Annotated in this window: 24 protein-coding genes and 2 tRNA genes; 18 read left to right on the top strand and 8 right to left on the bottom strand. The window is 71.2% G+C overall.

Annotated features, from left to right (window positions below):
• Positions 1-29: 29 nt before the first annotated feature.
• Complete coding sequence (locus tag DT019_RS23470) at positions 30-272, bottom strand: mycoredoxin (RefSeq protein WP_114038867.1); 243 nt, start codon at positions 270-272, stop codon at positions 30-32.
• Positions 273-535: 263 nt separating this feature from the next.
• Between DT019_RS23470 and DT019_RS23465 the strand changes: the two genes are divergently transcribed.
• The 5 genes from DT019_RS23465 to DT019_RS39715 all read left to right on the top strand — a co-directional run bounded on the left by DT019_RS23465 (position 536) and on the right by DT019_RS39715 (position 4443).
• A complete protein-coding gene (locus tag DT019_RS23465) occupies positions 536-2722 on the top strand; it encodes an ATP-dependent DNA helicase UvrD2 (protein ID WP_114038866.1) in 2187 nt (728 codons plus the stop codon).
• Positions 2723-2901: 179 nt separating this feature from the next.
• Entirely contained in the window at positions 2902-3255 is a 354-nt protein-coding gene (locus tag DT019_RS23460) for a hypothetical protein (protein WP_189389858.1), read from the top strand.
• A 175-nt stretch (positions 3256-3430) separates the two neighbouring features.
• The gene (locus tag DT019_RS23455; RefSeq protein WP_114038865.1) at positions 3431-3799 is read left to right on the top strand and encodes a WhiB family transcriptional regulator; all 369 of its coding nucleotides are present in this window, start codon (positions 3431-3433) and stop codon (positions 3797-3799) included.
• Positions 3796-4119: a hypothetical protein gene (locus DT019_RS23450; RefSeq protein ID WP_114038864.1), complete on the top strand. Its 324-nt coding sequence runs from the start codon at positions 3796-3798 to the stop codon at positions 4117-4119. The genes DT019_RS23455 and DT019_RS23450 overlap by 4 nt, the downstream gene beginning before the upstream one ends.
• 153 nt (positions 4120-4272) lie before the next feature.
• Positions 4273-4443, top strand: coding sequence for a hypothetical protein (locus DT019_RS39715; protein WP_189389856.1), 171 nt, complete (start codon positions 4273-4275; stop codon positions 4441-4443).
• A 12-nt stretch (positions 4444-4455) separates the two neighbouring features.
• Here the strand turns inward: DT019_RS39715 and DT019_RS23445 are convergent, their stop codons facing one another.
• Together DT019_RS23445 and DT019_RS23440 are read right to left on the bottom strand one after the other, a co-directional pair.
• Positions 4456-5826, bottom strand: a complete 1371-nt coding sequence (locus tag DT019_RS23445) for an ABC1 kinase family protein (protein ID WP_114038863.1) — start codon at positions 5824-5826, stop codon at positions 4456-4458.
• 40 nt (positions 5827-5866) lie between these two features.
• Positions 5867-7000 carry a ThiF family adenylyltransferase gene (locus DT019_RS23440; protein WP_114038862.1) on the bottom strand — a complete coding sequence of 378 codons (1134 nt, stop codon included), beginning with the start codon at positions 6998-7000 and terminating at the stop codon, positions 5867-5869.
• A gap of 226 nt (positions 7001-7226) precedes the next feature.
• On the opposite strand from DT019_RS23440, the gene DT019_RS23435 reads away from it, so the two are divergent.
• The 4 genes from DT019_RS23435 (at position 7227) to DT019_RS23420 (ending at position 11051) form a co-directional block, all read left to right on the top strand.
• Positions 7227-7823 (top strand): M48 family metallopeptidase, encoded by a 597-nt coding sequence (locus DT019_RS23435; RefSeq protein ID WP_114038861.1) that lies wholly within the window; start codon positions 7227-7229, stop codon positions 7821-7823.
• Positions 7824-7929: 106 nt separating this feature from the next.
• A complete protein-coding gene (locus tag DT019_RS23430) occupies positions 7930-9585 on the top strand; it encodes a TerD family protein (RefSeq protein WP_114038860.1) in 1656 nt (551 codons plus the stop codon).
• A gap of 13 nt (positions 9586-9598) precedes the next feature.
• Positions 9599-10279: an AIM24 family protein gene (locus tag DT019_RS23425; protein ID WP_114038859.1), complete on the top strand. Its 681-nt coding sequence runs from the start codon at positions 9599-9601 to the stop codon at positions 10277-10279.
• A 16-nt stretch (positions 10280-10295) separates the two neighbouring features.
• Positions 10296-11051 (top strand): AIM24 family protein, encoded by a 756-nt coding sequence (locus DT019_RS23420; protein WP_114038858.1) that lies wholly within the window; start codon positions 10296-10298, stop codon positions 11049-11051.
• Between the two features lie 109 nt (positions 11052-11160).
• On the opposite strand, the gene DT019_RS23415 is transcribed toward DT019_RS23420, so the two are convergent.
• Both DT019_RS23415 and DT019_RS23410 read right to left on the bottom strand, forming a co-directional pair.
• Positions 11161-11682, bottom strand: a complete 522-nt coding sequence (locus tag DT019_RS23415; RefSeq protein ID WP_114038857.1) for an NUDIX hydrolase — start codon at positions 11680-11682, stop codon at positions 11161-11163.
• On the bottom strand, positions 11679-13127 hold the full coding sequence (locus tag DT019_RS23410) for a zinc-dependent metalloprotease (protein WP_114038856.1): 1449 nt from the start codon (positions 13125-13127) through the stop codon (positions 11679-11681). Before DT019_RS23410 ends, DT019_RS23415 begins: the two co-directional genes overlap by 4 nt.
• A 189-nt stretch (positions 13128-13316) precedes the next feature.
• On the opposite strand from DT019_RS23410, the gene DT019_RS23405 reads away from it, so the two are divergent.
• The 4 genes from DT019_RS23405 to DT019_RS23395 all read left to right on the top strand — a co-directional run bounded on the left by DT019_RS23405 (position 13317) and on the right by DT019_RS23395 (position 16476).
• Positions 13317-14423 carry an SDR family oxidoreductase gene (locus DT019_RS23405; protein WP_114038855.1) on the top strand — a complete coding sequence of 369 codons (1107 nt, stop codon included), beginning with the start codon at positions 13317-13319 and terminating at the stop codon, positions 14421-14423.
• 78 nt (positions 14424-14501) lie between these two features.
• Complete coding sequence (locus DT019_RS23400; protein ID WP_114038854.1) at positions 14502-14966, top strand: molybdenum cofactor biosynthesis protein MoaE; 465 nt, start codon at positions 14502-14504, stop codon at positions 14964-14966.
• Positions 14967-15108: 142 nt separating this feature from the next.
• On the top strand, positions 15109-15279 hold the full coding sequence (locus DT019_RS39710) for a hypothetical protein (protein ID WP_189389853.1): 171 nt from the start codon (positions 15109-15111) through the stop codon (positions 15277-15279).
• Positions 15280-15387: 108 nt separating this feature from the next.
• Complete coding sequence (locus DT019_RS23395) at positions 15388-16476, top strand: PDZ domain-containing protein (protein ID WP_114038853.1); 1089 nt, start codon at positions 15388-15390, stop codon at positions 16474-16476.
• A gap of 22 nt (positions 16477-16498) precedes the next feature.
• Here the strand turns inward: DT019_RS23395 and DT019_RS23390 are convergent, their stop codons facing one another.
• Positions 16499-17044, bottom strand: a complete 546-nt coding sequence (locus DT019_RS23390; RefSeq protein ID WP_114038852.1) for a PPA1309 family protein — start codon at positions 17042-17044, stop codon at positions 16499-16501.
• Positions 17045-17179: 135 nt separating this feature from the next.
• Here DT019_RS23390 and DT019_RS23385 point away from each other — a divergent pair, with 135 nt between their 5' ends.
• The 4 genes from DT019_RS23385 to DT019_RS23370 all read left to right on the top strand — a co-directional run bounded on the left by DT019_RS23385 (position 17180) and on the right by DT019_RS23370 (position 22466).
• On the top strand, positions 17180-20065 hold the full coding sequence (locus tag DT019_RS23385) for a UPF0182 family protein (RefSeq protein WP_114038982.1): 2886 nt from the start codon (positions 17180-17182) through the stop codon (positions 20063-20065).
• A gap of 101 nt (positions 20066-20166) precedes the next feature.
• Positions 20167-20240: transfer RNA gene (locus DT019_RS23380), tRNA-Met, on the top strand.
• A 238-nt stretch (positions 20241-20478) separates the two neighbouring features.
• Positions 20479-22317 carry a tetratricopeptide repeat protein gene (locus DT019_RS23375; RefSeq protein WP_114038851.1) on the top strand — a complete coding sequence of 613 codons (1839 nt, stop codon included), beginning with the start codon at positions 20479-20481 and terminating at the stop codon, positions 22315-22317.
• A 75-nt stretch (positions 22318-22392) separates the two neighbouring features.
• Positions 22393-22466: transfer RNA gene (locus tag DT019_RS23370), tRNA-Met, on the top strand.
• A gap of 159 nt (positions 22467-22625) precedes the next feature.
• Here the strand turns inward: DT019_RS23370 and DT019_RS23365 are convergent.
• The gene (locus tag DT019_RS23365; protein WP_114038850.1) at positions 22626-23042 is read right to left on the bottom strand and encodes a Fur family transcriptional regulator; all 417 of its coding nucleotides are present in this window, start codon (positions 23040-23042) and stop codon (positions 22626-22628) included.
• Positions 23043-23168: 126 nt separating this feature from the next.
• On the opposite strand from DT019_RS23365, the gene DT019_RS23360 reads away from it, so the two are divergent.
• On the top strand, positions 23169-24638 hold the full coding sequence (locus DT019_RS23360; RefSeq protein ID WP_114038849.1) for a catalase: 1470 nt from the start codon (positions 23169-23171) through the stop codon (positions 24636-24638).
• A gap of 90 nt (positions 24639-24728) precedes the next feature.
• Here the strand turns inward: DT019_RS23360 and DT019_RS23355 are convergent, their stop codons facing one another.
• Complete coding sequence (locus DT019_RS23355) at positions 24729-25127, bottom strand: cyclic nucleotide-binding/CBS domain-containing protein (RefSeq protein WP_114038848.1); 399 nt, start codon at positions 25125-25127, stop codon at positions 24729-24731.
• Positions 25128-25204: the final 77 nt, after the last annotated feature.

The following is a 25204-nucleotide window of genomic DNA, read 5'->3' as shown; positions in this document are numbered from 1 at the left end:
TCGCCCGCACGGGCTCGTGCGCGCCGCGCTCAGACGCCGATCTTCTGCTTGACCTGCGCCAGCGAGGGGTTGGTCAGCGTGGACCCGTCGGCGAACAGCACGGTCGGCACCGTCTGGTTGCCGCCGTTGGCCTTCTCCACGAACGCCGCCGAGTCCGGGTCGTGCTCGATGTTCACCTCGTTGTACGCGATGCCCTCGCGGTCCATCTGCTTCTTCAGCCGCTGGCAGTAGCCGCACCAGGTGGTGCTGTACATCGTCACAGTGCCCGGCATGTGTCTCGCGCTCCTCTGTATCGCTGACTGGCGTGCGCGCCCCGCCGAATGCGGTTCCGCAGGGGGTGGAACGTACGGGGGCCGACCACCATTCCCGCGCGGCGCCCCCATGTGACCCAATCGCCACGCCGAGCCTCCGACGACCGCCCGGCCCGGTGTCCCGCGGCCCGCGGGAGGCGGCACGGGCCGCATTAGTACGACTGCGGGCGCCACCTGTGGACAACGCGGCGCACCCGTCCCGGGGGACCTGGCAGCATGGCGGGGTGACATCAGCAACGCACTCCACTCTCTTCCCGCGGGTCCCCGACACGGCCGACGCGGTGCTCGACGGGCTCGACCCCGAGCAGCGCGAGGTCGCCACGGCCCTGCACGGCCCGGTGTGCGTGCTGGCCGGCGCGGGCACCGGCAAGACCCGCGCGATCACCCATCGGATCGCGTACGGGGTGCGGTCCGGGATCCTGCCGCCCGGCGGGGTGCTGGCCGTCACGTTCACCAACCGGGCGGCCGCAGAGATGCGCGGCCGGCTGCGCGAGCTCGGCGTGGGCGGCGTGCAGGCCCGCACCTTCCACTCCGCGGCCCTGCGCCAGCTCCAGTACTTCTGGCCCCGAGCGGTCGGCGGCCAGCACATGCCCCGGCTCGTCGAGCGCAAGGTCCAGCTGGTCGCCGAGGCGGCCGCCCGCTGCCGGCTCCGCCTCGACCGCAACGAGCTGCGCGACGTGACCGGCGAGATCGAGTGGGCGAAGGTCACCCAGACCGTCCCCGGCGACTACCCGGCGGCCGTCGCCAAGTCGCACCGCGAAGCGCCCCGCGACCCGGCCGAGATCGCCCAGGTCTACCGGATGTACGAGCAGCTGAAGCAGGACCGCTCGGTGATCGACTTCGAGGACGTGCTGCTCCTCACGGTCGGCGTGCTCCAGTACCGCGACGACATCGCGCAGGAGGTCCGCCGCCAGTACCAGCACTTCGTGGTGGACGAGTACCAGGACGTCAGCCCCCTCCAGCAGCGCCTGCTCGAACTGTGGCTGGGCGACCGCGACACCCTGTGCGTGGTGGGCGACGCCAGCCAGACCATCTACTCCTTCACCGGCGCCACCCCGGACTACCTGCTCGACTTCCGCACCCGCCACCAGAACGCGACGGTGGTCAAGCTGGTCCGCGACTACCGCTCCACCCCCCAGGTCGTGCACCTGGCCAACGGGCTGCTGAACCAGGCGAGCGGCCGCGCCGCCGAGCACCGGCTCGAACTGGTCTCGCAGCGCGACAAGGGCCCCGACCCGGTCTACACGGAGTACGGCGACGAGCCCGCCGAGGCCGAGGGCGTGGCCCGGCGCATCCGCGACCTCATCCGCTCCGGGGTGCCGGCCGGCGAGATCGCCGTGCTCTACCGCATCAACGCCCAGTCCGAGGTCTACGAGCAGGCTCTCGCGGACGAGGGCGTGCCCTACCAGCTGCGCGGCGCCGAGCGGTTTTTCGAGCGCCCCGAGGTGCTGGAGGCGATGGTCGCCCTCGGCGGCGCCTCCGTGGCGGGCCGCAACGATTCGCTGCTCGACGACGCCGTGGACGTGCCCTCCCAGGTGCGGGCGGTGCTCGGCACCAAGGGCTGGACGGCGCTGCCCCCGACGGGCTCCGGCGCGGTGCGCGACAAGTGGGAGTCGCTGGCCGCGATGGTCCGCCTCGCCGAGGACTACGCACAGGCGAGGCCCGAGGCGAGCCTGGCCGACCTGGTGGCCGAGCTCCACGAGCGCAAGGCCGCCCAGCACGCCCCGACGGTCCAGGGCGTCACCCTCGCCTCGCTGCACGCGGCCAAGGGCCTGGAGTGGGACGCCGTGTTCCTGGTCGGCCTCACCGAGGGCATGCTGCCGATCACGTACGCCAAGACGGACGAGCAGATCGAGGAGGAGCGCCGGCTGCTCTACGTCGGCGTCACCCGGGCCCGGATCCACCTGGGTCTTTCCTGGTCGCTCTCGCGCTCTCCCGGCGGCCGGGCGAGCCGACGCCCCAGCCGCTTCCTGAACGGCCTGCGGCCGGGCTCGGGCTCCCGCGCGGCGCGCCCGGTCGCGGGCGGCTCCGGAGGCGTCGAGCGCGGCCCCGCGGTGCGCAAGCGCGTCCGGCGGGGGCCGGTGCTGTGCCGGGTGTGCGGGAAAACACTCACCGAGGCCGGCGAGATGAAGCTGATGCGCTGCGAGGACTGCCCGTCGGACATGGACGAGGCGCTGTACGAGCGGCTCCGCGACTGGCGCTCCCACCAGGCGAAGGCGCTGGGCATGCCGCCGTACGTCGTCTTCACCGACAAGACGCTGATGGCGATCGCGGAGGCCGTGCCGTCCACCGGGCACGAGCTCGCGGTGATCTCCGGCGTCGGCGCCCGCAAGCTGGACCGCTTCGGCACCGACGTACTGGCCATCTGCGCAGGTGACGAGCCTGGAGGAGTCGACGACGCGGGTTCGTGAAAACTCGTCGAAAAAATAGTTTGCGCCCGCCCCAGGAATCCCCATAGGTTCTTAACCACGGAAACAGGAGCTTCTCCGAAGCCCGGTCTCCGTGCTGTACTTAGCTGTACTTATCCGAATACGCATGGGATCAGGCCGCGAGGCCGAAGTCCCCGAGACGCCGAGAGGAGGCGAGACCAGTGGCCAGCTACATCGAGACCAACACCAGCTTCATCAGCACCAAAGTGACGGACCGCTCGGTCGCCGCCACCTGCACGCTCGGCTCTTCGTTCCAGGGCACCGGTCTGTCCACCGGCGTCTCCGGTCTGGTCGGCTTCTCCGCCGCCGCTCCGGTCTCCCTGGCGAGCCTCCCCGTGCGTGATGAGCGTAATGAGCGACCGATCCAGGCGCCGGGAGCAGCAGTAGCGAAGGGACGGGCCCAGGCCCACGCCTTTGCGGCGACCGGTGCCGGAGCCGAGAAGCAGACGAAGAAGTACCAGCACCACATGATGTGGGCCTTCCGTGGGCTCGAACCCTGGAGTGATCCAGCCTGATCCAGATCAGGCAGGCGCCTTCAGGGCCGCGGAACCCCATCAGGGATCCGCGGCCCTTCTGTTTGTCCCGAACGGGACGGACGGAGTGAAGGGGGCCTCGGTACCAGCCGACGCCCGGCCGACCGGCCGGACCGACACAGCCGAACACACCCGACAAGACGAGGTTGAAACCACCGTGCAACTCGAAGCGCACGCCCCGTCCGTACCGCCCGCCCCGACTCTCCCCCCGCCCGGTCTCACGGAGGACCCCGCCTTGACTCCCCTCACCGCGCTCACCGCGCTCGACGACGCCATCGAGAACCTCGGCGTACCCGTCCCCTGCCGTTCCTTCGACCCGGAGGTCTTCTTCGCCGAGTCGCCGGCCGACGTCGAGTACGCCAAGTCCCTGTGCCAGACCTGCCCCCTGGTGGCCGCCTGCCTCGCGGGCGCCAAGGAGCGGCGCGAGCCGTGGGGCGTCTGGGGCGGCGAGCTCTTCGTCCAGGGTGTGGTCGTGGCCCGCAAGCGGCCGCGTGGCCGTCCGCGCAAGAACCCGGTCGCGGCATGAACCGCCCGGGAACCATCGACCACCCCCGAACGAACGACCCCCAGAAGCAGGCCCCGATGACGACGTCCGCCAGCGAGCCCACCGGCTCCGCGACCCCAGACTTCACCACCACCGGCGCGAACAAGTCGCGCCAGAACAGGACCCTCGAAATGCAACTCATGCCAGAAGCCCTGGCCCGTGCGCATATGCATCAGCGACTGCGGGAAGCCGAGGTGGAGCGCCAGGCCGTACGCATGGTCGCCGCCCGGCGTATGCAGCGGCGCGCCGAGCGCGCGTCGATGCGCGCCCGCCGTGCCCTCGCCATGGCCGTCATGCACTGACAGCCGGCACCGGGCCGGCACGGCCACGGAGCAACAGAAGCACCAGGTAAGACGGCGGGGGCCGGTCCGAACGGACCGGCCCCCGCGGTGCGTTGTGCTCGCGGGTGCCCGGCGCGGCGGTATCGTCGCACGGTGGACGACCAGAATCGGCCCATGGCCGAAACCATCGTGTGCTCCCACTGCGGGACCCCGGCTCCGGCCGAGGGCCCACCGCCGACGTGGACCTACTCGGTCGAGAACGGCACCGGTCACTACTACTGCGAGGCCTGCGCCCGCGCCAACATCAGGGCCATCGAAGGCAGGCTCGACGCCGCCTGGTGGTAGCGCCGCGCCGCCTCAGGCCTCCTCGACCGCCTCCGGCTCGGACTCGTGCGGAACGTCCGCCAGGAAGCCCGGCATCCACTCCTCCAGCTCGTCCCGCATCCGCACCGTCGCGTCCAGCTGGCACAGCACGCCGATGGTGGACAGCGTCACGCGGTGTATCAGCAGATACGACGGCGGCAGATTGAGCTGCTTGCCCAACTGGTGGGCGGGGGAGCGGGGATCGGCGATCCGGGCCGCCTGCCCGCGCATCCAGCCCCGGCTGAAGGTGAACGCGTCGGCCTGGGCCGGCTCGATGATCGGCAGCAGGTAGTCGAGCACCGCGTCCGGATCCAGGTCGATGGACTCCTTGACGAAGCCCTCCCCGCGCAGCACCTCATACACCGCCTCGGCCTCGCCCGCCAGCGTCATCCGCAGGGATTCGCCGATGGTCGCGGGCAGCCCGCCGGGCAGCCGGTCGACCGTGCCGAAGTCCAGGACGCCGAGCCGCCAGACGCCCCCCGGCTTCTCGGGCGGCAGGAGCCGGAAGTTGCCCGGGTGTGGATCCGCGTGGAGCAGGCCGGTCCTGGCCGGGCCGGAGAACAGGAACCGGGTCAGCAGCTGCCCGGCCCGGTCCCGCTGCTCCGGCGTGCCCTCCCTGATCACGTCCGAGAGCGGTATCCCCTCGATCCACTCCGTCACCAGGACCTGGTCGCACTGGTGGACCACATCGGGCACCAGCACATCGGCGTCGCCCGCGAACTCCGCCGCGTGCTCCCGCTGGGCCCGCGCCTCCAGCTCGTAGTCCAGCTCCTCCGAGACCCGGTCGCGCAGCTCGGCGATGAGCGGCTTGATGTCCATGCCCGGAATCAGCGGGCCGAGCAGCCGGGCGAACCGGCTGAGCTGCGTCAGATCCGAGAGAAGTGCGTCGCCGGCGCCCGGATACTGCACCTTGACGGCCACCTCGCGCCCGTCGTGCCAGACCGCGCGGTGGACCTGCCCGATGGAGGCGGCCGCCGCCGGCTTCTCCTCGAACTCCAGGAACAGCTCCCGCCAGTCGGCGCCGATCCGCTCCTCCAGGACGGCGTGGACCGTGCGGGTCGGCATCGGCGGCGCGGCCTCCTGGAGCTTGGTCAGGGCGGCCCGGTAGGGTCCGGCGACCTCCTCCGGCAGGGCCGACTCGAAGACGGACAGCGCCTGCCCGAACTTCATCGCGCCGCCCTTCAGCTCGCCCAGAACCTTGAAGAGCTGTTCGGCGGTGCGCTGCTGGAGCTCGCGGGCCACCAGCTCCGCGGACTTGCCGCCGATCCGCTTGCCCAGGCCCCAGGTGGCCCGGCCCGCGAAGCCAAGTGGCAGCGCGGCCAGCTTGGCGGTCCGGGTGACCGCCTTCCGGGGAAGATCAGACATGCGCCCCTCCAAATCCCAGACAGCAGCGCCCTCGCAGGCGTTACCCGGCCATTGTGTCGTGTGGCCCGACCGCCCCCGAGACCTGCTCCCCCTGAGTGTTCCCGACCGCGCCGCAGAAGCAGTCCCGGTGTGGCTCGATCGGGGTGGAGCGCCAGTCGAGCCGGGGCAGCGAGGCCTCCCAGCGGCTGCCCGTACTGGCCGGGAGATCACCGTCCAGGAACGCCAGGGCGTGGCCCGCCGCGAGACCCGCGACCGCGGTCGCCAGTGCCAGGTCGCAGGCCGGTACGGCGGTGCGCCGGCGCCCCGAGCGCCACTGCGCGAGCAGCCGCGGCCAGCCCGGGTCGCGCTCGGCGCGGCCGAGCGCGAGGCACCCTGCGCATCCGGTGCCGCCGGGTAGCACCAGGGGACCCACCACGCCCGTCGTCTCCACAACTCCCGCGTACAGATGGGGTGTTCCGGACCCGACCCACTCCTCGGCGTCCGCCGTGTCCGGCGCGTACACGTCGAGCGCCTCGCGCGGGGCCACCACGATCAGGGAGAGCGGGGCCTGCTCCTCCTCCCTCCCCTGGCGCGGGGGACCGCCCGGTGCCGTGCGCCGCACCAGCTGGGCCGCCGCCGTCGCGCGCCGCTCGCCCACCGCTCGCTCGGGCAGCCCGCCCGGCGCCACGTCGCCCGGCTGCGCGGTGCCGCCGTCGAGGACGTCGACCCGGCCCACCCCGGAGCCCGAGAGCACCGCGGCGATGGCCGCGCCCACCCGTCCCGCGCCCCGCACTTGAACCCGTATGGCCCTGCGGGCCGCCAGTCGGCGCGCCGCGTCGCCCGGATCCGGATGAATGAGCGAGAGGGACGCCAGATCCGGCCGTAGTCGCTCCAGCGTGTCCGGCCGATTCCGGAGCGCACGGGCCGCCTGGCCGCCCGCCGTCGGATCGTCCACCACGCCCGCCGCCGTCAACCGGGCCACCAGCTCGTCCACTTGGTCCGGCGGCAGGTTCAGGGCCCGGGCCCGCTCGTACAGGATCGGCAGGCCCTGTGTGCCGTCGAGCAGTTCCAGGAAGTGGCCCGTCGCCGGGTCCACCGGCGACACGACGACGGCCTGCGCGGGTGTGATCCCGAACTGCACGGTCTGCCGGTCCCGCCAGGCCCGGCGCAGCGCCGGCTTCAGCATCGGATGCATGGTCGAACCCCCGTTGTCCCACGGCTCCGCGCGTCCCCGGATCCTGCCCGATCGCAGGGCCGTCGCGCGGCATGGGGCCAGAATGCACGGCTGCGTCGGAGGGCGTGAAAAGTTGTCCACAGACGGGGGTTATTAGTCATTCAAATGCTGCACCCCGTCGGATGGATCATGGCTCAACCGTCCCGGAGGCGGGACTTCCCCCACTGACAGCGGGTAACGTCGGGGCGTGCCCGCCGACCCACTGCAGAGTGCCGGAAGCCCGCCGCGCAGCCCGACCAGCCTGCCGCCACGCGGTCCGGCGACGAGCGCGGTCGAGGTCCGCCGCAGCTCCCGGCGCAGCCGAACGGTGTCCGCCTACCGCGAGGGCGACCGCACCATCGTGCTGATCCCCGCCCGGATGTCGGAGGCCGAGGAGCAGCGCTGGGTCACGGTGATGCTGGACAAGCTGGCCGCCCAGGAGAGCAAGCGCATGCTGGGCGACGCGGAGCTCACCGAGCGCGCCGAGCGGCTCTCCGAGCTGTACTTCGAGGGCCGGGCGCGCCCCGCCTCGGTGCGCTGGGTGACCAACCAGAACACCCGCTGGGGCTCCTGCACCCCGGCCGAGGGCAGCATCCGCCTCTCGCACCGGCTCCAGGGCATGCCGGAGTACGTCGTCGACTATGTGCTCGTCCACGAGCTCGCCCACCTCCTGGTGCCCGGTCACGGGCCCCGGTTCTGGGAGCTCCTCGACGCCTATCCGCGCACCGAGCGGGCCCGCGGATACCTCGAAGGCGTGGTGGCCGCCGACCGCCTCCCGCACCTCCCCGCCGCACGCGGAGAGTGACCCTCGACGGTTCTGTACCGAATGTGCAGCGACTTCGCCGATTGTCCGAGGCAGCCGTTAGCCTGGCGCGACGCAATCACCTCGGGATGGGGGACGGTCGGTACGCATGGCCAGGGAATTCCAGCGCGGCCACAAGGCCAAGGTCAGTGATCTCACGGCAGGCACGGATCTGTACGTGGGTGTGCAGGTCGGGGGCCCCGGGCTGACCTTCGACATCAGCTGCTTCGGGCTCGACGCCAACGAGCAGCTGTCCGACGACCGTTACTTCGTCTTCTTCAACCAGCCGAAGTCCCCCGAGGAGTCGATCCAGCTCCTGGGCCCCCAGGCCGGTGACACCGAGTCGTTCCGCGTCACCCTTGACCGCGTCCCGGCCCACATCCACAAGCTCTCCTTCACCGCGACGCTCGACGGCGCCGGCCAGATGTCCCAGGCGGGCCCTGGCTACATCCGGGTCGTGGCCGGAGGCGAGGAAGTGGTCCGGTACTCCTTCACCGGCTCGGAGTTCAGCACCGAGCGGGCCGTCATGCTCGGGGACTTCTACCTGAAGGACGTCTGGCGCTTCGCCGCGGTCGGCCAGGGTTTCGACGGGGGCCTCGAAGCCCTCCTGAAGAACTTCGGCGGCGAGGTCCTGGAGGAGGAGCCCGCAGCGCCGCAGCAGCCGGAGCCGCAGTCGCAGCCGCAGGGTGCCGCCCCCGGCTTCGCCCCGCCGCCCCAAGGCGTCGCGCCCGCCCCGCAGTTCGGCGCCCCGGCGCAGGCCCCACCGCCCGTGCCCTCCTTCGTGACGCCCGCGCCCGCGGCCCAGCACTACGCGCCGCCGCCGCAGGGTTCCACTCCGCCACCGCCCCCCGTGCCCACCCCGCAGATCCACGCGGCCCCGACCATCGCGGCGCCCATGCACCTGGTGCCGGGCACCGTGCCGCCGCCCGCGCCCGCTCCGTACGGACAGCAGCCGCAGCCTCCGTACGGGCAGCAGCCGCCGCAGCCCCGGTTCGGCCAGGTCCCGGGCCAGGTGTCGCCGCCCGGGGCGCCCGCTCCGTACGGACAGCCCGCGCCCCATGGGCAACCCGCGCCCTACGGCCAGCCGCAGGGCGCGCCCCAGGGCGGCGGGCTCCGCGCCGCCATCCAGATGTACAAGGAACTGCCCACCGGCCAGCGCTGGACCTCGCAGAACAAGCAGTTGATCCGGGTCGACCTCGGCGTCGGCGGCCAGCCGGTCCTCGCCCGCCAGGGCAGCATGGTCATGTACCAGGGCAAGGTCGACTTCGGCTACAAGGGCGCCGGTTTCGCGGGCCGGATCGTCGGCAACGCGACCGGCCAGGAGATGCAGTTGATGCGCTGCACCGGCCGCGGCCAGGTCTTCCTCGCCGAGAACAGCGCCTATCTGCACCCCATCGAGCTCCAGGGCGAAGGCATCTGCGTCTCCGCCGACAACGTGCTGGCCTTCGACGAGTCCCTCCAGTACGAAGTCCGTCGCATCGAGGGGCACGGCATCCCCGGCGGCGCCCTGTTCACCATGCTGTTCCAGGGCACCGGCACACTCGTTGTCATGACACACGGCACCCCGGTGGTGCTGCCGGTCACCCCGACCACGTTCGCCGACAGCGACGCGATCGTCGCCTGGTCCGCCGCGTCCCAGGTGATCGTCTCCAGCCAGGTCAGGCTGCGCCGCAATGCCTATCCGGGAGACAGCGGCGAGTCCGTCAATCTCCAGTTCCGGGGCGCCCCCGGCAACTTCATCGTCGTCCAGCCGTACGAGGTCTGAGGGAGCCCGAACCATGAACCAGCAACTTGCGGGCTACGCCCCCACCCCCGTCGCGGCCCGGATGGAGAACCACGGCAGCGCGATGCTCAAGGTGGCCATGTCCACCGGCCAGGACCTGTTCGCGCGGGTCGGTTCGATGGTCGCCTACGAGGGCTTCATCCAGTACGAGCCCAACCCGCCGGCCGTGCGTCAGATGGCCCGGGACTGGATCACCGGCGAGGGCGCGCCGCTCATGAAGTGCACCGGCGACGGCCTGCTCTACCTCGCCGACTACGGGGCCAACGTGGTGATCGTGCACCTCGACAATGACGCGCTCTCCGTCAACGGCACCAATGTGCTGGCCTTCGACGCGAGCCTCCAGTGGGGGGTCGAGCGGGTCAAGGGCCTGGCCAAGTTCGCCGGTCAGGGCCTGTTCAACGTGAAGATCTCCGGCACCGGCTGGGTCGCCCTGACCTCGCGCGGCACCCCGGTCGTCGTCGACTGCGGAAGCGGCGAGGACGAGACGTACGTCGATCCGGACGCGCTGGTGGCCTGGTCCCCGAACCTGAAGGTGAAGGGCAAGCGCAGCTTCAAGGCCTCGGCGCTGATCGGCCGGGGCAGCGGGGAGGCGTTCCAGATGGCCTTCTCGGGCCAGGGCATCGTCGTCGTACAGCCGAGTGAGGACAGCACGGACCGCCTGCGGGCCCGGGGCTGAGGGGGAGAGACACACCATGCAGAGCCCGCTTTTCGGCTACACCGAGCAGCAGTCCCAGGAGCGCTACACGGCGCAGAATCCGCAGTTGCTGCGGGCCGTGCTCACCGGCCATGACGACCTCCTGGCCCGCAAGGGCTCGATGGTCGCCTATCAGGGGCTGATGGAGTTCGACGGCGAGTACCAGTCGAACGGCCAGCAGCGCGCCCGCGCCCACACCGGCGAGGGCCTGGACCTGATGCGCGTCTCGGGCCAGGGCACGGTCTACCTCGCCAACCTGGCCCAGCACGTCCACATCGTGGACGTCGACCGGGACGGGCTGACCGTGGACAGCGGCTACGTCCTGGCGATGGACTCCTCGCTGCACCACGAAGTCATCGCCGTGGACAGCCAGTACGGGGTCTCCGGCACCGGCAAGTACCAGCTCAACATCACCGGCAGCGGCAAGGTCGTCCTGATGACGTCGGGCCAGCCGCTGATGCTCCAGGTCACGCCCGACAAGTACGTGAACGCGGACGCGGACGCGATCGTGGCCTGGTCGACCTCGCTGCGCGTCCAGATGCAGGCGCAGACGCACTCCACCGGCGTGTGGCGGCGGCGCGGCAACACGGGCGAGGGCTGGGAACTGAGCTTCCTGGGCCAGGGTTTCGCCCTCGTCCAGCCCAGCGAGGTGCTGCCGCCGCAGAACGCGTCGATCGGGCAGGGGCTGCGGGCCCAGTACGGCATGGGTCAGCAGGGCGCCCACGCGCAGAACCAGGGCAACGCCTGGAGCTAGCACGGGCCGAAAGCTCGCCCAGAGCATGCGTAAGGGGCGCTCGCTCTGGCGAACGCCCCTTACGCGTACGGCGGTTGAGGCCGTGCGGCGGTCGGGCCCGAGCGGTCGGCTAGAGCCGGGCGCGGGTGGCTTCCAGGAGCCTGACCACCGAGTCGTCGGCGAACTCGGCCACCTCGTCGTAGCCGAACCAGCGCAGGTCGAGGGACTCGTCGCTGATCGCCTCGACCGCGTCGGCCGGGGCGAGGGCCGCGTACTGGACGTCCAGATGCCAGTGGCACGGCGCCGGGATCGGATGCCGGTCGAGGCGGACCGGGCCGCCCGCGAGCAGCGTGAGACCGGCGACACCGGACTCCTCCTCGGCCTCGCGCAGCGCGGCGGCCGCCACCGTGGCATCACCCGGCTCGCAGTGGCCGCCCATCTGGAGCCACATGTTCAGCTTCCTGTGCAGCGTGAGCAGCACCCGCTTCCGCTCCGGGTCGATGACCAGGGCGCTCGCGGTGAGATGCCCGGCCCCGCAGGCCTTCCACATGCCGTCGGGGTGCTCGTCGAGGTGGTCCAGGTAGGCCTGGCGCAGCTCGCTCTGGTCCTCGTACGCCTTCAGTACGAGGACCGCGTCGTCGTGCAGGCTCACTGGTCGGAGCCGTCCTTGCCGTCGGTCTTCGCGTCGCCCTCGTCGCCCTTGTCGCCCGTGTCCTTCTCGAGCGACGGGCCGTTCTGCTCGGCGGCCTCGCCCAGCATCTTGTCCAGCTCCGAGAAGTCCAGGTGCTCGCGGTGCACGAAGCCGTCCGGGTCGTCCAGGTCGGAGGCGGTCGGCAGCATGTCCGGGTGCTCCCACAGGTCGTCCCGGCCGTCCACGCCGCGCGCGTCGGTGAGCGAGGCCCACAGGCGCGAGGCGTCCCGCAGCCGGCGCGGGCGCAGCTCCAGACCGATCAGGGTGGCGAAGGTCTGCTCGGCCGGGCCGCCGGTCGCCCGGCGTCGGCGCAGCATCTCGCGCAGCGCGTCCGCCGAGGTCAGCCGGGGCTTGGCGGCCTCGTGGACCACCGCGTCCACCCACCCCTCGACCAGCGCGAGCGCCGTCTCCAGGCGGGCCAGCGCGGCCTTCTGCTCCGGGGTGTCCTCCGGCTGGAACATGCCCTGCTGGAGGGCCTCCTGCAACTGCTCCGGGTTCGACACGTCGAGCTGGCCGACCGCGTCCTCCAGCTTCGCGGTGTCGACCTTGATGCCGCGCGCGTAGCCCTCGACCGCGCCGAACAGATGCGAGCGCAGCCACGGCACATGGGCGAAGAGCCGCTGGTGGGCGGCCTCGCGCAGGGCAAGGTAGAGCCGGATCTCGTCCTTGGGGACGCCCAGGTCCTTGCCGAACGCCTCGATGTTCAGCGGAAGCAGCGCCGCCTTCCCGGCCGGGCCGAGCGGCAGCCCGATGTCGGTCGAGCCGACCACCTCGCCCGCGAGCACGCCCACGGCCTGCCCGATCTGCTGGCCGAACATGGCGCCGCCCATGGAGCGCATCATGCCGATCAGCGGGCCCGCCATGGCCTGCATCTCCTCGGGCAGGACACCGCCCATGGCCGCGCCGACGCGCTCGGCGACCGGGTCGACCAGTTCCTTCCAGGCGGGCTGGGTGGCCTCGACCCACTCCGCGCGGCTCCAGGCCACGGCGGTGGTGGAGCCCGACGGCAGCGACGTGGCGTCGTCCAGCCACAGATCGGCGAGCCGGACGGCCTCCTGGACGGCGGCGCGCTCGGCGGGGCCGACGCTCTCGTCCTTGGTGCCGTCGGCGGTGCCCTGGGCGACCGTCTGGCGGGCGATCTGCTTGGCCATGTCCCAGTTGACGGGACCGCCCTCGTAGCTGAGCATCTGGCCGAGCTGCTGGAAAGCGGCTCCCAGGTCGTTCGGGTTCATCGAACCGAACATCGCGGCGAACGGGTTGTCCGCGCCGCCCGGGCCCCCGAAACCGAAGGGGTTGCCGCCCTGGCCACCGGCACCCTGACCACCTCCGGCAGGGTCCTTCTTCTTGCCGTCGCCGTTCTCCGGCTCCTCCGGCGGAAGGCCGAATCCGAATGGGGTGTCACTCACGGGTTTCCTCGGCTCGTCAGGCCGCCGGCTGATGCCGACGGCGGCTTCCCCACAACACCACCAGCGTAGACATCCGAACCGGATAAGGGCTCGGTGCTCCGCCGCCTCGTGGCCTGCGGCAGGATGGACGCCACCTGGTCCGTACGCGTCATTAACGTACGTACTGAAGACAACCGCTGGAGACGCCCGGTGAGTTCCCCAGATCCGCAGGTTCGCGCAGCGCGAAACCTCTCAACCTCAACATCGCGCGGTCCCGTCGTCGCCGTGACCGGTGCCGCCTCCGGGATCGGCGCCCTGCTGACCGCGCGGCTCGCCGCGTCCGACGAGGTCAAGCAGGTCGTCGCCATCGACGAGCGCCGGGGCGAGGTCACGGAGGCGACCTGGCACATCCTGGACGTGCGGGACCCGGCGATCGCCGAGAAGCTGCGGGGCGCCGACGTCGTCGTGCACCTGGCGCTCGACCTCGACCTGGAGACCGACCCGGCAGCCCGCACCGCCTACAACGTGCGCGGCACCCAGACCGTGCTGACCGCCGCGGCCGCCGCCGGCGTCCACCGGGTGGTCCTGTGCACCTCGGCCATGGTCTACGGGGCGCTGGCCGACAACGACATCCCGCTCTCCGAGGACGCCGAGCTGCGGGCCACCGCCGAGGCGACCGGCGTCGGCGACCTCCTGGAGATCGAGCGCCTGGGGCGGCGCGCACCCCGCGCCCACCCCGGCCTCAACGTCACGGTGGTGCGACCCGCCGTCCTGGTGGGCGGCACCGACACCGCGCTCACCCGGTACTTCGAGTCGCCGCGCCTCCTGGTGGTCGCCGGATCCCGTCCGACTTGGCAGTTCTGCCACGTCGACGACCTGTGCAGCGCCCTGGAGTACGCCGCTCTGGAGAAGGTCGACGGGGAGTTCGCGGTCGGCTGCGACGGGTGGCTGGAGCAGGAGGAGGTCGAGGAGTTGAGCGGCATCCGCCGCATGGAGCTGCCCTCGGCGGTCGCCCTGGGCGCGGCCGCCCGGCTGCACCGGATCGGCCTGACCCCCTCGCCCGCGGGGGACCTCGCGTACACGATGCACCCGTGGGTCGTCAGCGTCGGGCGGCTGCACGACGCCGGCTGGCGGCCGCGGTGGACCAACGAGGAGGTCCTCGCCGAACTCCTCGAAGAGGTCGCGGGCCGGCGCACCGTCGCGGGCCGCAGGCTCGGCCGCAAGGACGCCACCGCGGCCGGTGCCGCGGGCGCCACCGTCGCGCTCCTCGGCGCCGCCGCCGTGGTCCGCAGGGCCCGCAGGCGCCGGGGCCTGTAGGACCCTCCTACGCGGGCGCGCGCCACCCGGTCGAAAGGGCTATTCCGGGATGCCGGTGCCGTGCGGCACGATGGGACCATGGCACGCACGTACCCCGACCATCCCGGTGAGCAGGCGGCGCAGGACCCGATCCGGCTGCTGGCGATCCGCGACACCCCGCTCTCCGTCGACGAGGTCTTCGCGGCCGCGGGCGACTTCGCGGCGGGCGGCACCGCCCTCTTCGTCGGCACCGTGCGCAACCACGACGGCGGCACCGACGTCGACATGCTGGGGTACTCCTGCCATCCCAGTGCCGAGGCCGAGATGCGCCGGGTCGCCGAGAAGGTCGTTGCCGACCATCCGGTCCGCGCGCTGGCCGCCGTCCACCGGGTGGGCGATCTGGCGGTCGGAGATATCGCGGTCGTCGTCGCGGTGTCCTGTCCGCACCGCGCGGAGGCCTTCGAGGCCTGCCGCAAGCTGATCGACGACCTCAAGCACGAGGTGCCGATCTGGAAGCACCAGAAGTTCTCGGACGGTACGGAGGAGTGGGTCGGAGCCTGCTGACGCGGGCCCCGGATCTGAAACCCCGTCGGATGCCGTGGGCCCCGATTTGCGTAACCGCCCCCCGGGCGTGAGCGTTGGACTGGCGGATGACTAATCTGCTGATCTGTCAGTTGCGGTCGCTCATTGGGGACGGGAGGACGGAATGGCTGCACTCCTGTGGCTGCTGATTCCGCTTTTCGCTGCGGTCGGCGCGGCGATATGGGCGAGCTGGGCCGCCCGCAATCGCACGTCCGGCGATGTGTCCGAACTCGCCGGGTACAGCCGCTTCCGTGAAGCGATGGAGAAGTCCCACTCCGGAACCGACGCCGTCTGAGCGTTCCCGGCCCGCACGCCCGGCCCCCGTTCCGTACGCGTCTGCCAACGCCCCCGTACGGACCGGCCCCACGGGTGGGCGCACAGACCGGTCCCGTACTGTCGTTCCATGCCACGCCGCACCGCGACGATGCTCGCCTCCACCCTCGTGCTGATCGCGCTGCTCTGCGCCGGGGTTCTCATCAAAGTGCCGTACTCCGAGATGTCTCCCGGGCCCACCGTGAACACGCTCGGCGACTCCGGCGGCGAGCCGGTGCTGCGGATCTCCGGCCACAAGACCTACCCGACGACCGGTCACCTCAACATGACGACGGTCCGGGTGACCGGCGCGGACTACCGGATGAACCTCGTCGAGGCCGTCTACGGCTGGCTCGCGCACGACAGCGTGGTCGTCCCGCACGACACGCTGTACCCGGACGGCAAGACCGACGAGCAGTCCAACCAGGAGAACGCCGAGGAGTTCAGCCAGTCCCAGGAGAGCGCCAAGGTGGCGGCCCTGAACGAGCTGGGCATCCCCGTCAAGAGCTGGGTCATCGTCTCCTCGGTGGTCAAGGGCAGCCCGGCCGAGGGCAAGCTGCACGCCGGTGACGCCATCAAGGCCGTCGACGGCACCGCGGTCACCAAGCCGGCCGACGTCGCGGCGCTCGTCACCCAGCACAAGCCCGGCCAGAACGTAGTGTTCACGATCATCCCGGCGAAGGACGCGGAGGCCGCCAAGAAGGCGGGCAAGCAGCCCGAGGGCGGCGAGAAGATCACCATCACCACGGAGAAGGCGCAGGACGGCGACCGGGCCATCGTGGGCATCCAGGCCGGAAACGACCACGCCTTCCCGTTCACGGTCGACATCAAGCTGGCCGACGTCGGCGGGCCCAGCGCGGGGCTCATGTTCTCGCTCGGCATCGTCGACAAGCTGACGCCCGACGACCTGACGGGCGGCAAGTTCGTGGCGGGCACCGGCACGATCGACGACGCCGGCAAGGTCGGCCCGATCGGCGGCATCGAGATGAAGCTGATCGGCGCGCGTCAGGCCGGCGCGCGCTACTTCCTGACGCCCAAGGACAACTGCGCGTCCGCCGCGGCGGACATCCCCTCGGGCCTGACCCTGGTGAAGGTCGACAGCATCCACGACGCCCGGCAGTCCCTGGACAAGATCCGTACGGGGGACACGGCCGGGCTGCCGAGCTGCTCGGCCAAGTGACGCGGGCCGCGTCCCCGCGGACCTAGGCGAAGGTCGCGGCCAGCGCCTCGGCGAGGCCCGGCACCAGGTCGGGGCCGGTCAGGACCTCCGTGGCGGAGTCCTTCTCGCGCAGCCGGATCGCGGACTCGCGGGCGCCGCCGCGCAGCACCGCCACCGTCATCCGCACCTCTTGGCGGTCGGGGTGGGCGGCCACCCACTTGGCGAGCTCCTTGTCGCCGAGGCCCTCGGGCACCGAGGTCTCGGCGGACGGCGGCAGCATCAGGCGCTCCACGGTGATCGCGCAGCCGGCCACCGAGTCGGGCCACTCGATGGTGCCGAGGAACCGGTCCAGCGGCTTGTTCCGCGGGATCTCCTCCTGCTCGATCGGGGTCAGGCCGGAGACCTGGGCGTCGTCGGAGGCGGAGACCAGGCCGGGCGCCTGGGCACGGAGCTTCGCGGTGTCGACGAGCGCGAAGAGGCGGGCCGGCTTGTCCCAGCCCAGACCGGATGCGTACTCGTCGATTTCGAGCACCGCGCGGGTGAGCGGGCTCGCGGCCATCGGGGGACCGGAGGGGGAAACGTTGGACATGGACAACATCCTGCCCTCTTTCACCCCCCGATCGGGAACTGAGTAAAGCCTCAGTAAGTTGCATGAGTGGGCTCTACGATCGCGGGGCCCGCCCATACGACAGCGAACTTCGAGGTGCGCACCTTGGCTTTCCAGATGCCGGACCGCGGCTCAGGCCCGTCCGGGCCACGGATCAGAGTCGGCCGGCCGTCCCGCCGGGCCCGGACCCTGCTGATGACACTGGGCGTTCTGGCCGTGCTGGCCATGGCCTTCGTCATGTTCGCGGGGTTCTGGACCGACTGGCTCTGGTACCGCTCGGTCCACTACTCGTCGGTCTTCACCACGCAGCTGTGGACCAAGATCGGACTGTTCTGCGTCTTCGGGCTGCTGATGGCGGTGGCCGTGGGCCTCAACATCTGGCTGGCGCACCGGCTGCGGCCGCCGCTCAGCGCGATGTCCCTGGAGCAGCAGAGCCTGGACCGCTACCGGATGGGCATCGCCCCGTACAAGAAGTGGATGCTGCTCGGGATCACCGCGATCATCGGGCTCATCGCCGGTGCCTCCGCCTCCGGTCAGTGGCGCACCTGGCTGATGTGGGTCAACGGGGTGCCGTTCGGCCAGAAGGACCCGCAGTTCAAGCTGGACGTGTCGTTCTACGCCTTCGACCTGCCCTGGTACCGCTTCATGCTCGGCTTCGGCTTCGCCGCCGCCGTGCTCTCGCTGATCGCGGCTGCCCTCACGCACTACCTGTACGGCGGTCTGCGCATCACCAGCCCGGGCGCGCGCGCCACGGGCGCGGCCACCGGGCACCTGTCGGTGCTGCTCGGCGTCTTCGTGGTGCTGAAGGCGGTGGCGTACTGGCTGGACCGGTACGGCCTCGCGGTCAAGACCAGTGACTTCAAGGCGACCAACAACTGGACGGGCCTTCGGTACGTCGACGCCAACGCCTACCTCCCGGCGAAGACCATCCTGTTCTGCATCGCGGTCATCTGCGCCGTGCTGTTCTTCGCCACCCTGTGGCGGCGCACCTGGCAGCTGCCCGTCATCGGCTTCGGCCTGATGGTGCTGTCCGCGATCCTGATCGGCGGGCTCTACCCGGCGATCGTGCAGAAGTTCCAGGTCCAGCCCAACGAGCAGGCCAAGGAAGCTCCGTACATCCAGAAGAACATCGACGCCACCCGCAAGGCGTACGGCATCGACAACGCGGACGTGACGGACTACAAGGGCACCACCGACGTCAAGGACGCCCCCAAGCTGCGCGCGGACGCCGACACGGCGGCCAGCTACCGGCTGATCGACCCGAACGTGGTCTCGCCCGCCTTCCAGCAGCTCCAGCAGCAGCGGAAGTACTACCAGTTCCCCTCGACCCTGGACGTGGACCGCTACACGGACAAGGACGGCAAGGAGCAGGACACCGTCATCGGGCTGCGCGAGCTCAACCTCAAGGGCATCGACAAGCGCAACTGGATCAACGACCACTTCACCTACACCCACGGCTTCGGCGCCATCGCGGCCAAGGGCACCAGCGTGGACAACAACGGCGCGCCGGACTTCACCGAGTCGGGCCTGCCCACCAGCGGCCAGCTCGCCTCTGGCTACGAGCAGCGCGTCTACTACGGCGAGAAGACCGACCAGTACTCGATCGTCGGCGGGCCCCAGAAGGAGCTCGACTACGAGAGCGAGGGCAAGGGCCAGGCCACGACGAGCTTCGCGGGCAAGGGCGGGGTGAGCCTGTCCAACCCGTTCAACCGGGCCGCTTACGCCGTCACGTTCAACGAGCCGCAGATCCTCTACTCGGGGGCCATCGGCAAGGGCTCGAAGATCCTCTACAACCGCACCCCGAAGGACCGCGTCGAGGCGGTCGCCCCCTGGCTGACCATCGACGGCGACGCCTACCCGGCGGTCGTCGGCAAGCGCATCCAGTGGGTGGTCGACGCGTACACGACGACCAACGGCTACCCCTACGCCTCGCGCACCACGCTCGGTGAGACGACCACCGATTCGCTGACCGACAACCAGCGCGCGGTGATGGCCCAGCAGAACCAGGTCAACTACATCCGCAACTCGGTGAAGGCGACCGTCGACGCGTACGACGGCACGGTCACGCTGTACCAGTGGGACGACAAGGACCCGGTCCTCAAGACCTGGATGAAGGCGTTCCCCGGCACGGTGAAGGCCAAGTCGCAGATCCCCGGCGAGCTGCTCGCGCACCTGCGCTACCCGCAGGACATGTTCAAGGTCCAGCGCGAGCTGCTGACCCGCTACCACGTGACCAACCCCGCGCAGTTCTACAGCGGCAGTGACGCCTGGCAGGTGCCGGACGACCCGACCAACAAGGACAACAGCGCGGTTCCGCCGTACTACCTGTCCATGAAGGTGCCGGGCGCCGAGGCCGAGGGGAAGAAGTTCTCGCTGACCACGACGTTCACGCCCAACGGCCGGCCCAACCTGGGCGGGTTCATGGCGGTCGACGCGGACGCGGCGAGCAAGGACTACGGCAAGATCAGACTGCTCCGGGTCACCGACAACGTGCAGGGCCCCCAGCAAGTGCAGAGCAAGCTGAACGGTCTGCCGGAGGTCGCCGAGTTCGTACGGAACCTGAGGGGCACCGACTCCGAGATCGACTACGGCAATCTGCTGACCGTGCCGCTCGGCGGGGGCTTCCTCTACATCGAGCCGGTGTACGCCCGGGGCGGCAGCGCCAACTACCCGCTCCTGAAGAAGGTCGGCGTCTCCTACGGCGACAAGACCGTCTTCAAGGACAACCTGGCGGACGCGCTGAGCGCGGTCTTCGGAGCCGACGGGGCCACCCCGCCGCCCACGACGACCCCGCCGACCACACCGCCCACCACCACCCCGCCGGCCCCCGGCAACGCGACGGTGGACCAGGCCATCAAGGATGCCCAGAAGGCGTACGACGACGGCCAGAAGGCGCTCGCCAAGGGTGACTGGAAGACCTACGGCGACGCCCAGAAGGCGCTGCAGGACGCCTTGCAGCGGGCGGCCGACGCGGAGGCGAAGGCGGCGAAGCCCAAGAGCTGACCCGGCGGGAGGAGGCCGGCCCGGACAGCCCGGGCCGGCCGCCGTCCGCTCCGCGCTGGTCCGGGCACCCCTGTGCACCGTGGTAGCGTTCTGTTCACCGACGCGGGGTGGAGCAGCTCGGTAGCTCGCTGGGCTCATAACCCAGAGGTCGCAGGTTCAAATCCTGTCCCCGCTACTCACTGACGAGGGCCCGGATCCTTTCAAGGATCCGGGCCCTCGTCGCGTTCGCGCCGGGTGCCGCGGACTGTCCGATTGCGGTTGGCCGGAACCCGCCGGTGTGAAAGCTGGTCTTGCCAGGGGGAGTTGGGTACAACGGGTTTGGCTTGTCTCTCTGTGGGCATGTCGACAAAACGCTGAAGTGACCTCACTGGCTGCGGTATACCAGGTGTACGCGGGTTGCGGGTGGTGCGACGATGGTATTTATGGGGGACAGGGCAACTCTGTTGGAGACAGGGCGGTTTGTGCAGACACGCTCCGATGAGGACGCTGACACCGCTGACGCCGAGACCGAGGCGCGGCACCGGCGTGCCGCCGACGGCGGCGACGCCGAGTCGATGAGCGTGCTCGGCTCGCTGCTGCTGCGCCGCGGCGACCTCGACAGCGCCGAGCCCTATCTGCGCGGCGCCACCGCCGAGGGCGACCGGGCCGCCGCCAACAACCTGGGTGTCCTGCTCCACCAGCGCGGCTACGCGGACGAGGCGGCCGGATGGTGGCGCATCGCCGCCGTCGCCGGATCCGCCGCCGCCGCGCACGCGCTGGGCCGGCACTACCGCGAGCGCGGCGACGAGCCCGCCGCCGAGTACTGGCTGCGCCAGTCCGCGGAACAGGGCCACGCGCTCGGCGCGTACGCCCTCGCCGACCTCCTGGAGCACCGCAGCGACGTCGGCGCCGAGCGCTGGCTGCGCGCCGCCGCCGAACAGGGCCACCGCGAAGCCGCCTACCGGCTGGCCCGCCTGCTCGACGCGCGCGGTGACGGCGAGGCGGCCGGCGAGGGCCCCGGTGACATCGCTGTCGGCGAGGCGGCCGAGGGCGAGGGCGCGGGCGGGGCCGAGGACGCCGAGCCGTGGTACCGGCAGGCCGCCGCCCGCGGCCACCGCCGGGCCGCCCTGCACCTGGGCGCGATCCTGGAGAAGCGCGGCGAGCTCAAGGAGGCGGGCCGCTGGTACCTGACGTCCGCCAAGGACGGCGAGGCGAGGGCCGCCTGCGCGCTCGGCTTCCTGCTGCGCGACGCGGGCGACGAGGAGAGCGCCGCCGTGTGGTGGCTGCGCGCCGCCCAGGACGGCGACGGCAACGCCGCCAACGCCCTGGGCGCGCTGCACGCGGCACGGGGCGAGCAGCAGACCGCCGAGCGCTGGTACCGGGAGGCGATGAACGCCGGGGACGTGAACGGGGCGTACAACCTGGGGCTGCTCTGCGCCGCCCAGAACCGCACGGCCCAGGCCGAGCAGTGGTACCGCAGAGCCGCCTACTCGGGACACCGCGAGGCCGCCAACGCGCTCGCCATCCTGCTGCTCCAGGCCGGGGACGCGACCGGCGCCGAGCCCTGGTTCTCCAAGGCCGCCGAAGCCGGCAGCGTGGACGCCGCCTTCAACCTCGGCATCCTCTACGCCGGGCGCGACGACGACCGTACGGCCCTGAAGTGGTACGAGCGGGCCGCGGCCGCCGGGCACACCGACGCGGCCCTCCAGGTCGGCATCGCGCTGCTCCGCGACGGCGAGGAGCAGGCCGCCGAGCGCCATCTGCGGTGCGCGGCGGGCGGCGGCAGCGCCGAGGCCGCCTTCCGGCTCGCCACCCTGCTCGACGCGCGCCAGCCCCCGCCGGGCCCGCCCGCGCTCGGCGAGCCGATGGCCGAGAAGACCGAGTGCGAGGAGTGGTACGAGCGGGCCGCGCGGCAGGGCCACCGCCGGGCCCAGGTGCGGGTCGGCATGCTCGCGGCGGCCCGGGGCGACCTGGAGGCGGCCGCGCGCTGGTACGGGGAGGCGGCCGAGGCGGGCAGCCGCAACGGTGCCTTCAACCTCGGGCTGCTGCTCGCCCGTGAGGGGCGCGAGCGCGAGGCGGCCCTGTGGTGGACCCGGGCCGCCCACGCCGGGCACGGGCGGGCCGCGCTGCGCCTCGCGCTGCTCGCCGCCCGCCACGGCGAGCTGACCGAGGGGCAGCGCTGGTGCGCGAAGGCGGTCGAGCTGGGCCCCGCGGAGGTCGCCGAGCGCGCGGCGCGGCTGCGCGAGGCGCTCCACCAGGAGCTCACCGCCTAGTCCTGCGGGGTTTCCCTCGGGCTGGGGAACAGATTTGCGCTGGTCGGCGGCGTCCCGTAAGGTGGTGTTCACCGACGCGGGGTGGAGCAGCTCGGTAGCTCGCTGGGCTCATAACCCAGAGGTCGCAGGTTCAAATCCTGTCCCCGCTACTTGCAGGCTGAGGCCCGAATCCTTTGGGGGATTTGGGCCTCGGTCGTTTTCGGCTCCGGTGGTTCTGGGTGCTGTCCACCCGACACCCGAATCCGCGTGCACGAAGGAGAAGCCCCCGGCCAGTGGCCGGGGGCTTCTCCGTGTTCCGGGGCGGCGGGTCAGGCCGCGGCGCAGTTGGGGCAGGTGCCCCGGTAGGTGACCTCGACGGCGGCGATCGTGAAGCCGAACCGCTCGGCGTCCGGCAGGTCGGCCAGCGGATCGCCCTGCGGGTGGACGTCGCGGATCGCGCCGCACTGGGCACAGACCAGGTGCTGGTGGGGGCGGTGCGCGTTCGGGTCGTAGCGCTTGGCCCGGCGGTCCGTGGAGACCTCCAGGATCTCGCCGAGGGTCACCAGCTCGCCCAGCGTGTTGTACACCGTCGCCCGGGAGATCTCGGGCAGCCGCTCCACCGCTCGCGCGTGCACCTCGTCCGCCGTCAGGTGCACATGGTCGCCGTCGAGGACCTCGGCCACGACGCGCCGCTGTGCGGTCATGCGCCAGCCGCGGCCGCGCAGTCGCTCCAACAGGTCACTCATGACAACCAGCCTAACAGGGGAGGGCCCCCAGTTCCGAACCGGTGTGGCTTTGGATGCTTGCTTGACTTAGACATTGTCCATTGTAGGATCGATTCGGCAGACAACGAGGGACAGGACTTGCAGGACATGACGCAGGAGGCGCACGTGACACAGGGACCGCTCACGACGGAGGCCGGCGCGCCGGTGGCCGACAACCAGAACAGCGAGACCGCGGGCGCCGGCGGTCCGGTCCTGCTCCAGGACCAGGCCCTGCTGGAGAAGCTCGCCCACTTCAACCGCGAGCGCATCCCGGAGCGCATCGTCCACGCGCGTGGCGCGGGCGCCTACGGCACCTTCACGCTCACCCGTGACGTCTCGCAGTGGACGCGCGCCAAGTTCCTCTCGGAGGTCGGCAAGCAGACCGAGGTCTTCCTCCGCTTCTCCACGGTGGCAGGCAACCTCGGCTCCGCCGACGCCGTGCGCGATCCCCGCGGCTTCGCGCTGAAGTTCTACACCGAGGAGGGGAACTACGACCTGGTCGGGAACAACACGCCCGTCTTCTTCATCAAGGACGCCATCAAGTTCCCCGACTTCATCCACACGCAGAAGCGCGACCCCTACACCGGCAGCCAGGAAGCCGACAACGTCTGGGACTTCTGGGGCCTGAGCCCCGAGAGCACCCACCAGGTGACGTGGCTCTTCGGCGACCGCGGCATCCCCGCGACCCTGCGCCACATGGACGGCTTCGGCTCGCACACCTTCCAGTGGAACAACGAGGCCGGCGAGGTCTTCTGGGTCAAGTACCACTTCAAGACCGACCAGGGGATCAAGAACCTCACCCAGGCCGAGGCCAACAAGCTCGCCGGCGAGGACCCCGACAGCCACCAGCGCGACCTGCGCGAGGCCATCGAGCGCGGCGACTTCCCGTCCTGGACCGTGCAGGTGCAGATCATGCCCGCGGCCGAAGCGGCGACCTACCGCTTCAACCCGTTCGACCTCACCAAGGTGTGGCCGCACGCGGACTACCCGCCGATCGAGATCGGCAAGCTGGAGCTCAACCGCAACCCGGAGAACATCTTCGCCGAGGTCGAGCAGTCGATCTTCAGCCCCGCGCACTTCGTCCCCGGCATCGGTCCCTCCCCGGACAAGATGCTCCAGGGCCGCCTCTTCGCCTACGGCGACGCCCACCGCTACCGCGTCGGCATCAACGCCGACCACCTGCCGGTGAACCGCCCGCACGCGACCGAGGCGCGTACCAACTCCCGTGACGGCTACCTGTACGACGGCCGCCACAAGGGGGCCAAGAACTACGAGCCCAACAGCTTCGGCGGTCCCTTCCAGACCGACCGCCCGCTGTGGCAGGGCAGCGCGGTCACCGGGGTCACCGGCAACACCGAGGCGCCGGTGCACGCCGAGGACAACGACTTCGTCCAGGCCGGAAACCTCTACCGGCTGATGTCCGAGGACGAGAAGGTCCGTCTGATCGACAACCTGGCGGGCTTCATCGCCAAGGTGTCGCGCGACGACATCGCCGAGCGCGCGATCAACAACTTCCGCCAGGCGGACGGTGACTTCGGCAAGCGGCTCGAAGCCGCGGTCCAGGCCCTGCGCGGCTGACACGCGGGCCGCTCGCCGAGGATGAACAGAAGGCCGGACTCCCTTCGGGGGCCCGGCCTTCTGGCGTGGTGCGGAGCGTGGGCCCGGTGCTCAGCCGGCCATCGCGGCCTCGCGCCGTGCCGGAGCCCAGCAGCGGATGATGTCGCGGACCGAGACGACGCCGACCGGTCCGTGGTCGTCGAGCACGATCAGATGCCGGAAGCCGCCGTGCGTCATGGCCTCGGCCGCTTCGATGAGGGTCCAGGCCGGCGCCGCGAACACGACGTCGGTGGTGGTGTGCTTGCTCACCGTCTCCTGATCCGGGTCCTGGCCCAGGCCGACGGAGTTGAGGATGTCGCGTTCGGTGAGGATGCCGACGCCGCTGGTGTCGGGGTCGAGGACGATGGCCGCGCCGACCCGGCGTGCGGACATCAGGCGGGCCGCCTGGCGGAGGGTGTGGGCAGGTCCGATGGTGAGGACCATCGTGCTCATGGCGTCACGGACCAGCATGGATGGAGCCACCTCCTTGGTGGATTCGGCTCCCGGCGCGGCCGGACGACACCCGCTCCGGAAGGAATTCACAAATT

Source organism: Streptomyces sp. SDr-06 (genome assembly GCF_003324565.1).
GTDB lineage: Bacteria > Actinomycetota > Actinomycetes > Streptomycetales > Streptomycetaceae > Streptomyces.
This window is presented reverse-complemented; position numbering and strand designations above follow the sequence as displayed.

Coding starts and splice junctions, on each gene's coding strand:
- DT019_RS23470 (WP_114038867.1), bottom strand. CDS start 272: ATGCCGGGCACTGTGACGATGTACAGCACCACCTGGTGCGGCTACTGC.
- DT019_RS23450 (WP_114038864.1), top strand. CDS start 3,796: ATGAACCGCCCGGGAACCATCGACCACCCCCGAACGAACGACCCCCAG.
- DT019_RS39715 (WP_189389856.1), top strand. CDS start 4,273: ATGGCCGAAACCATCGTGTGCTCCCACTGCGGGACCCCGGCTCCGGCC.
- DT019_RS23445 (WP_114038863.1), bottom strand. CDS start 5,826: ATGTCTGATCTTCCCCGGAAGGCGGTCACCCGGACCGCCAAGCTGGCC.
- DT019_RS23440 (WP_114038862.1), bottom strand. CDS start 7,000: ATGCATCCGATGCTGAAGCCGGCGCTGCGCCGGGCCTGGCGGGACCGG.
- DT019_RS23430 (WP_114038860.1), top strand. CDS start 7,930: ATGGCCAGGGAATTCCAGCGCGGCCACAAGGCCAAGGTCAGTGATCTC.
- DT019_RS23425 (WP_114038859.1), top strand. CDS start 9,599: ATGAACCAGCAACTTGCGGGCTACGCCCCCACCCCCGTCGCGGCCCGG.
- DT019_RS23420 (WP_114038858.1), top strand. CDS start 10,296: ATGCAGAGCCCGCTTTTCGGCTACACCGAGCAGCAGTCCCAGGAGCGC.
- DT019_RS23400 (WP_114038854.1), top strand. CDS start 14,502: ATGGCACGCACGTACCCCGACCATCCCGGTGAGCAGGCGGCGCAGGAC.
- DT019_RS39710 (WP_189389853.1), top strand. CDS start 15,109: ATGGCTGCACTCCTGTGGCTGCTGATTCCGCTTTTCGCTGCGGTCGGC.
- DT019_RS23395 (WP_114038853.1), top strand. CDS start 15,388: ATGCCACGCCGCACCGCGACGATGCTCGCCTCCACCCTCGTGCTGATC.
- DT019_RS23390 (WP_114038852.1), bottom strand. CDS start 17,044: ATGTCCAACGTTTCCCCCTCCGGTCCCCCGATGGCCGCGAGCCCGCTC.
- DT019_RS23385 (WP_114038982.1), top strand. CDS start 17,180: ATGCCGGACCGCGGCTCAGGCCCGTCCGGGCCACGGATCAGAGTCGGC.
- DT019_RS23375 (WP_114038851.1), top strand. CDS start 20,479: ATGGTATTTATGGGGGACAGGGCAACTCTGTTGGAGACAGGGCGGTTT.
- DT019_RS23365 (WP_114038850.1), bottom strand. CDS start 23,042: ATGAGTGACCTGTTGGAGCGACTGCGCGGCCGCGGCTGGCGCATGACC.
- DT019_RS23360 (WP_114038849.1), top strand. CDS start 23,169: ATGACGCAGGAGGCGCACGTGACACAGGGACCGCTCACGACGGAGGCC.
- DT019_RS23355 (WP_114038848.1), bottom strand. CDS start 25,127: ATGCTGGTCCGTGACGCCATGAGCACGATGGTCCTCACCATCGGACCT.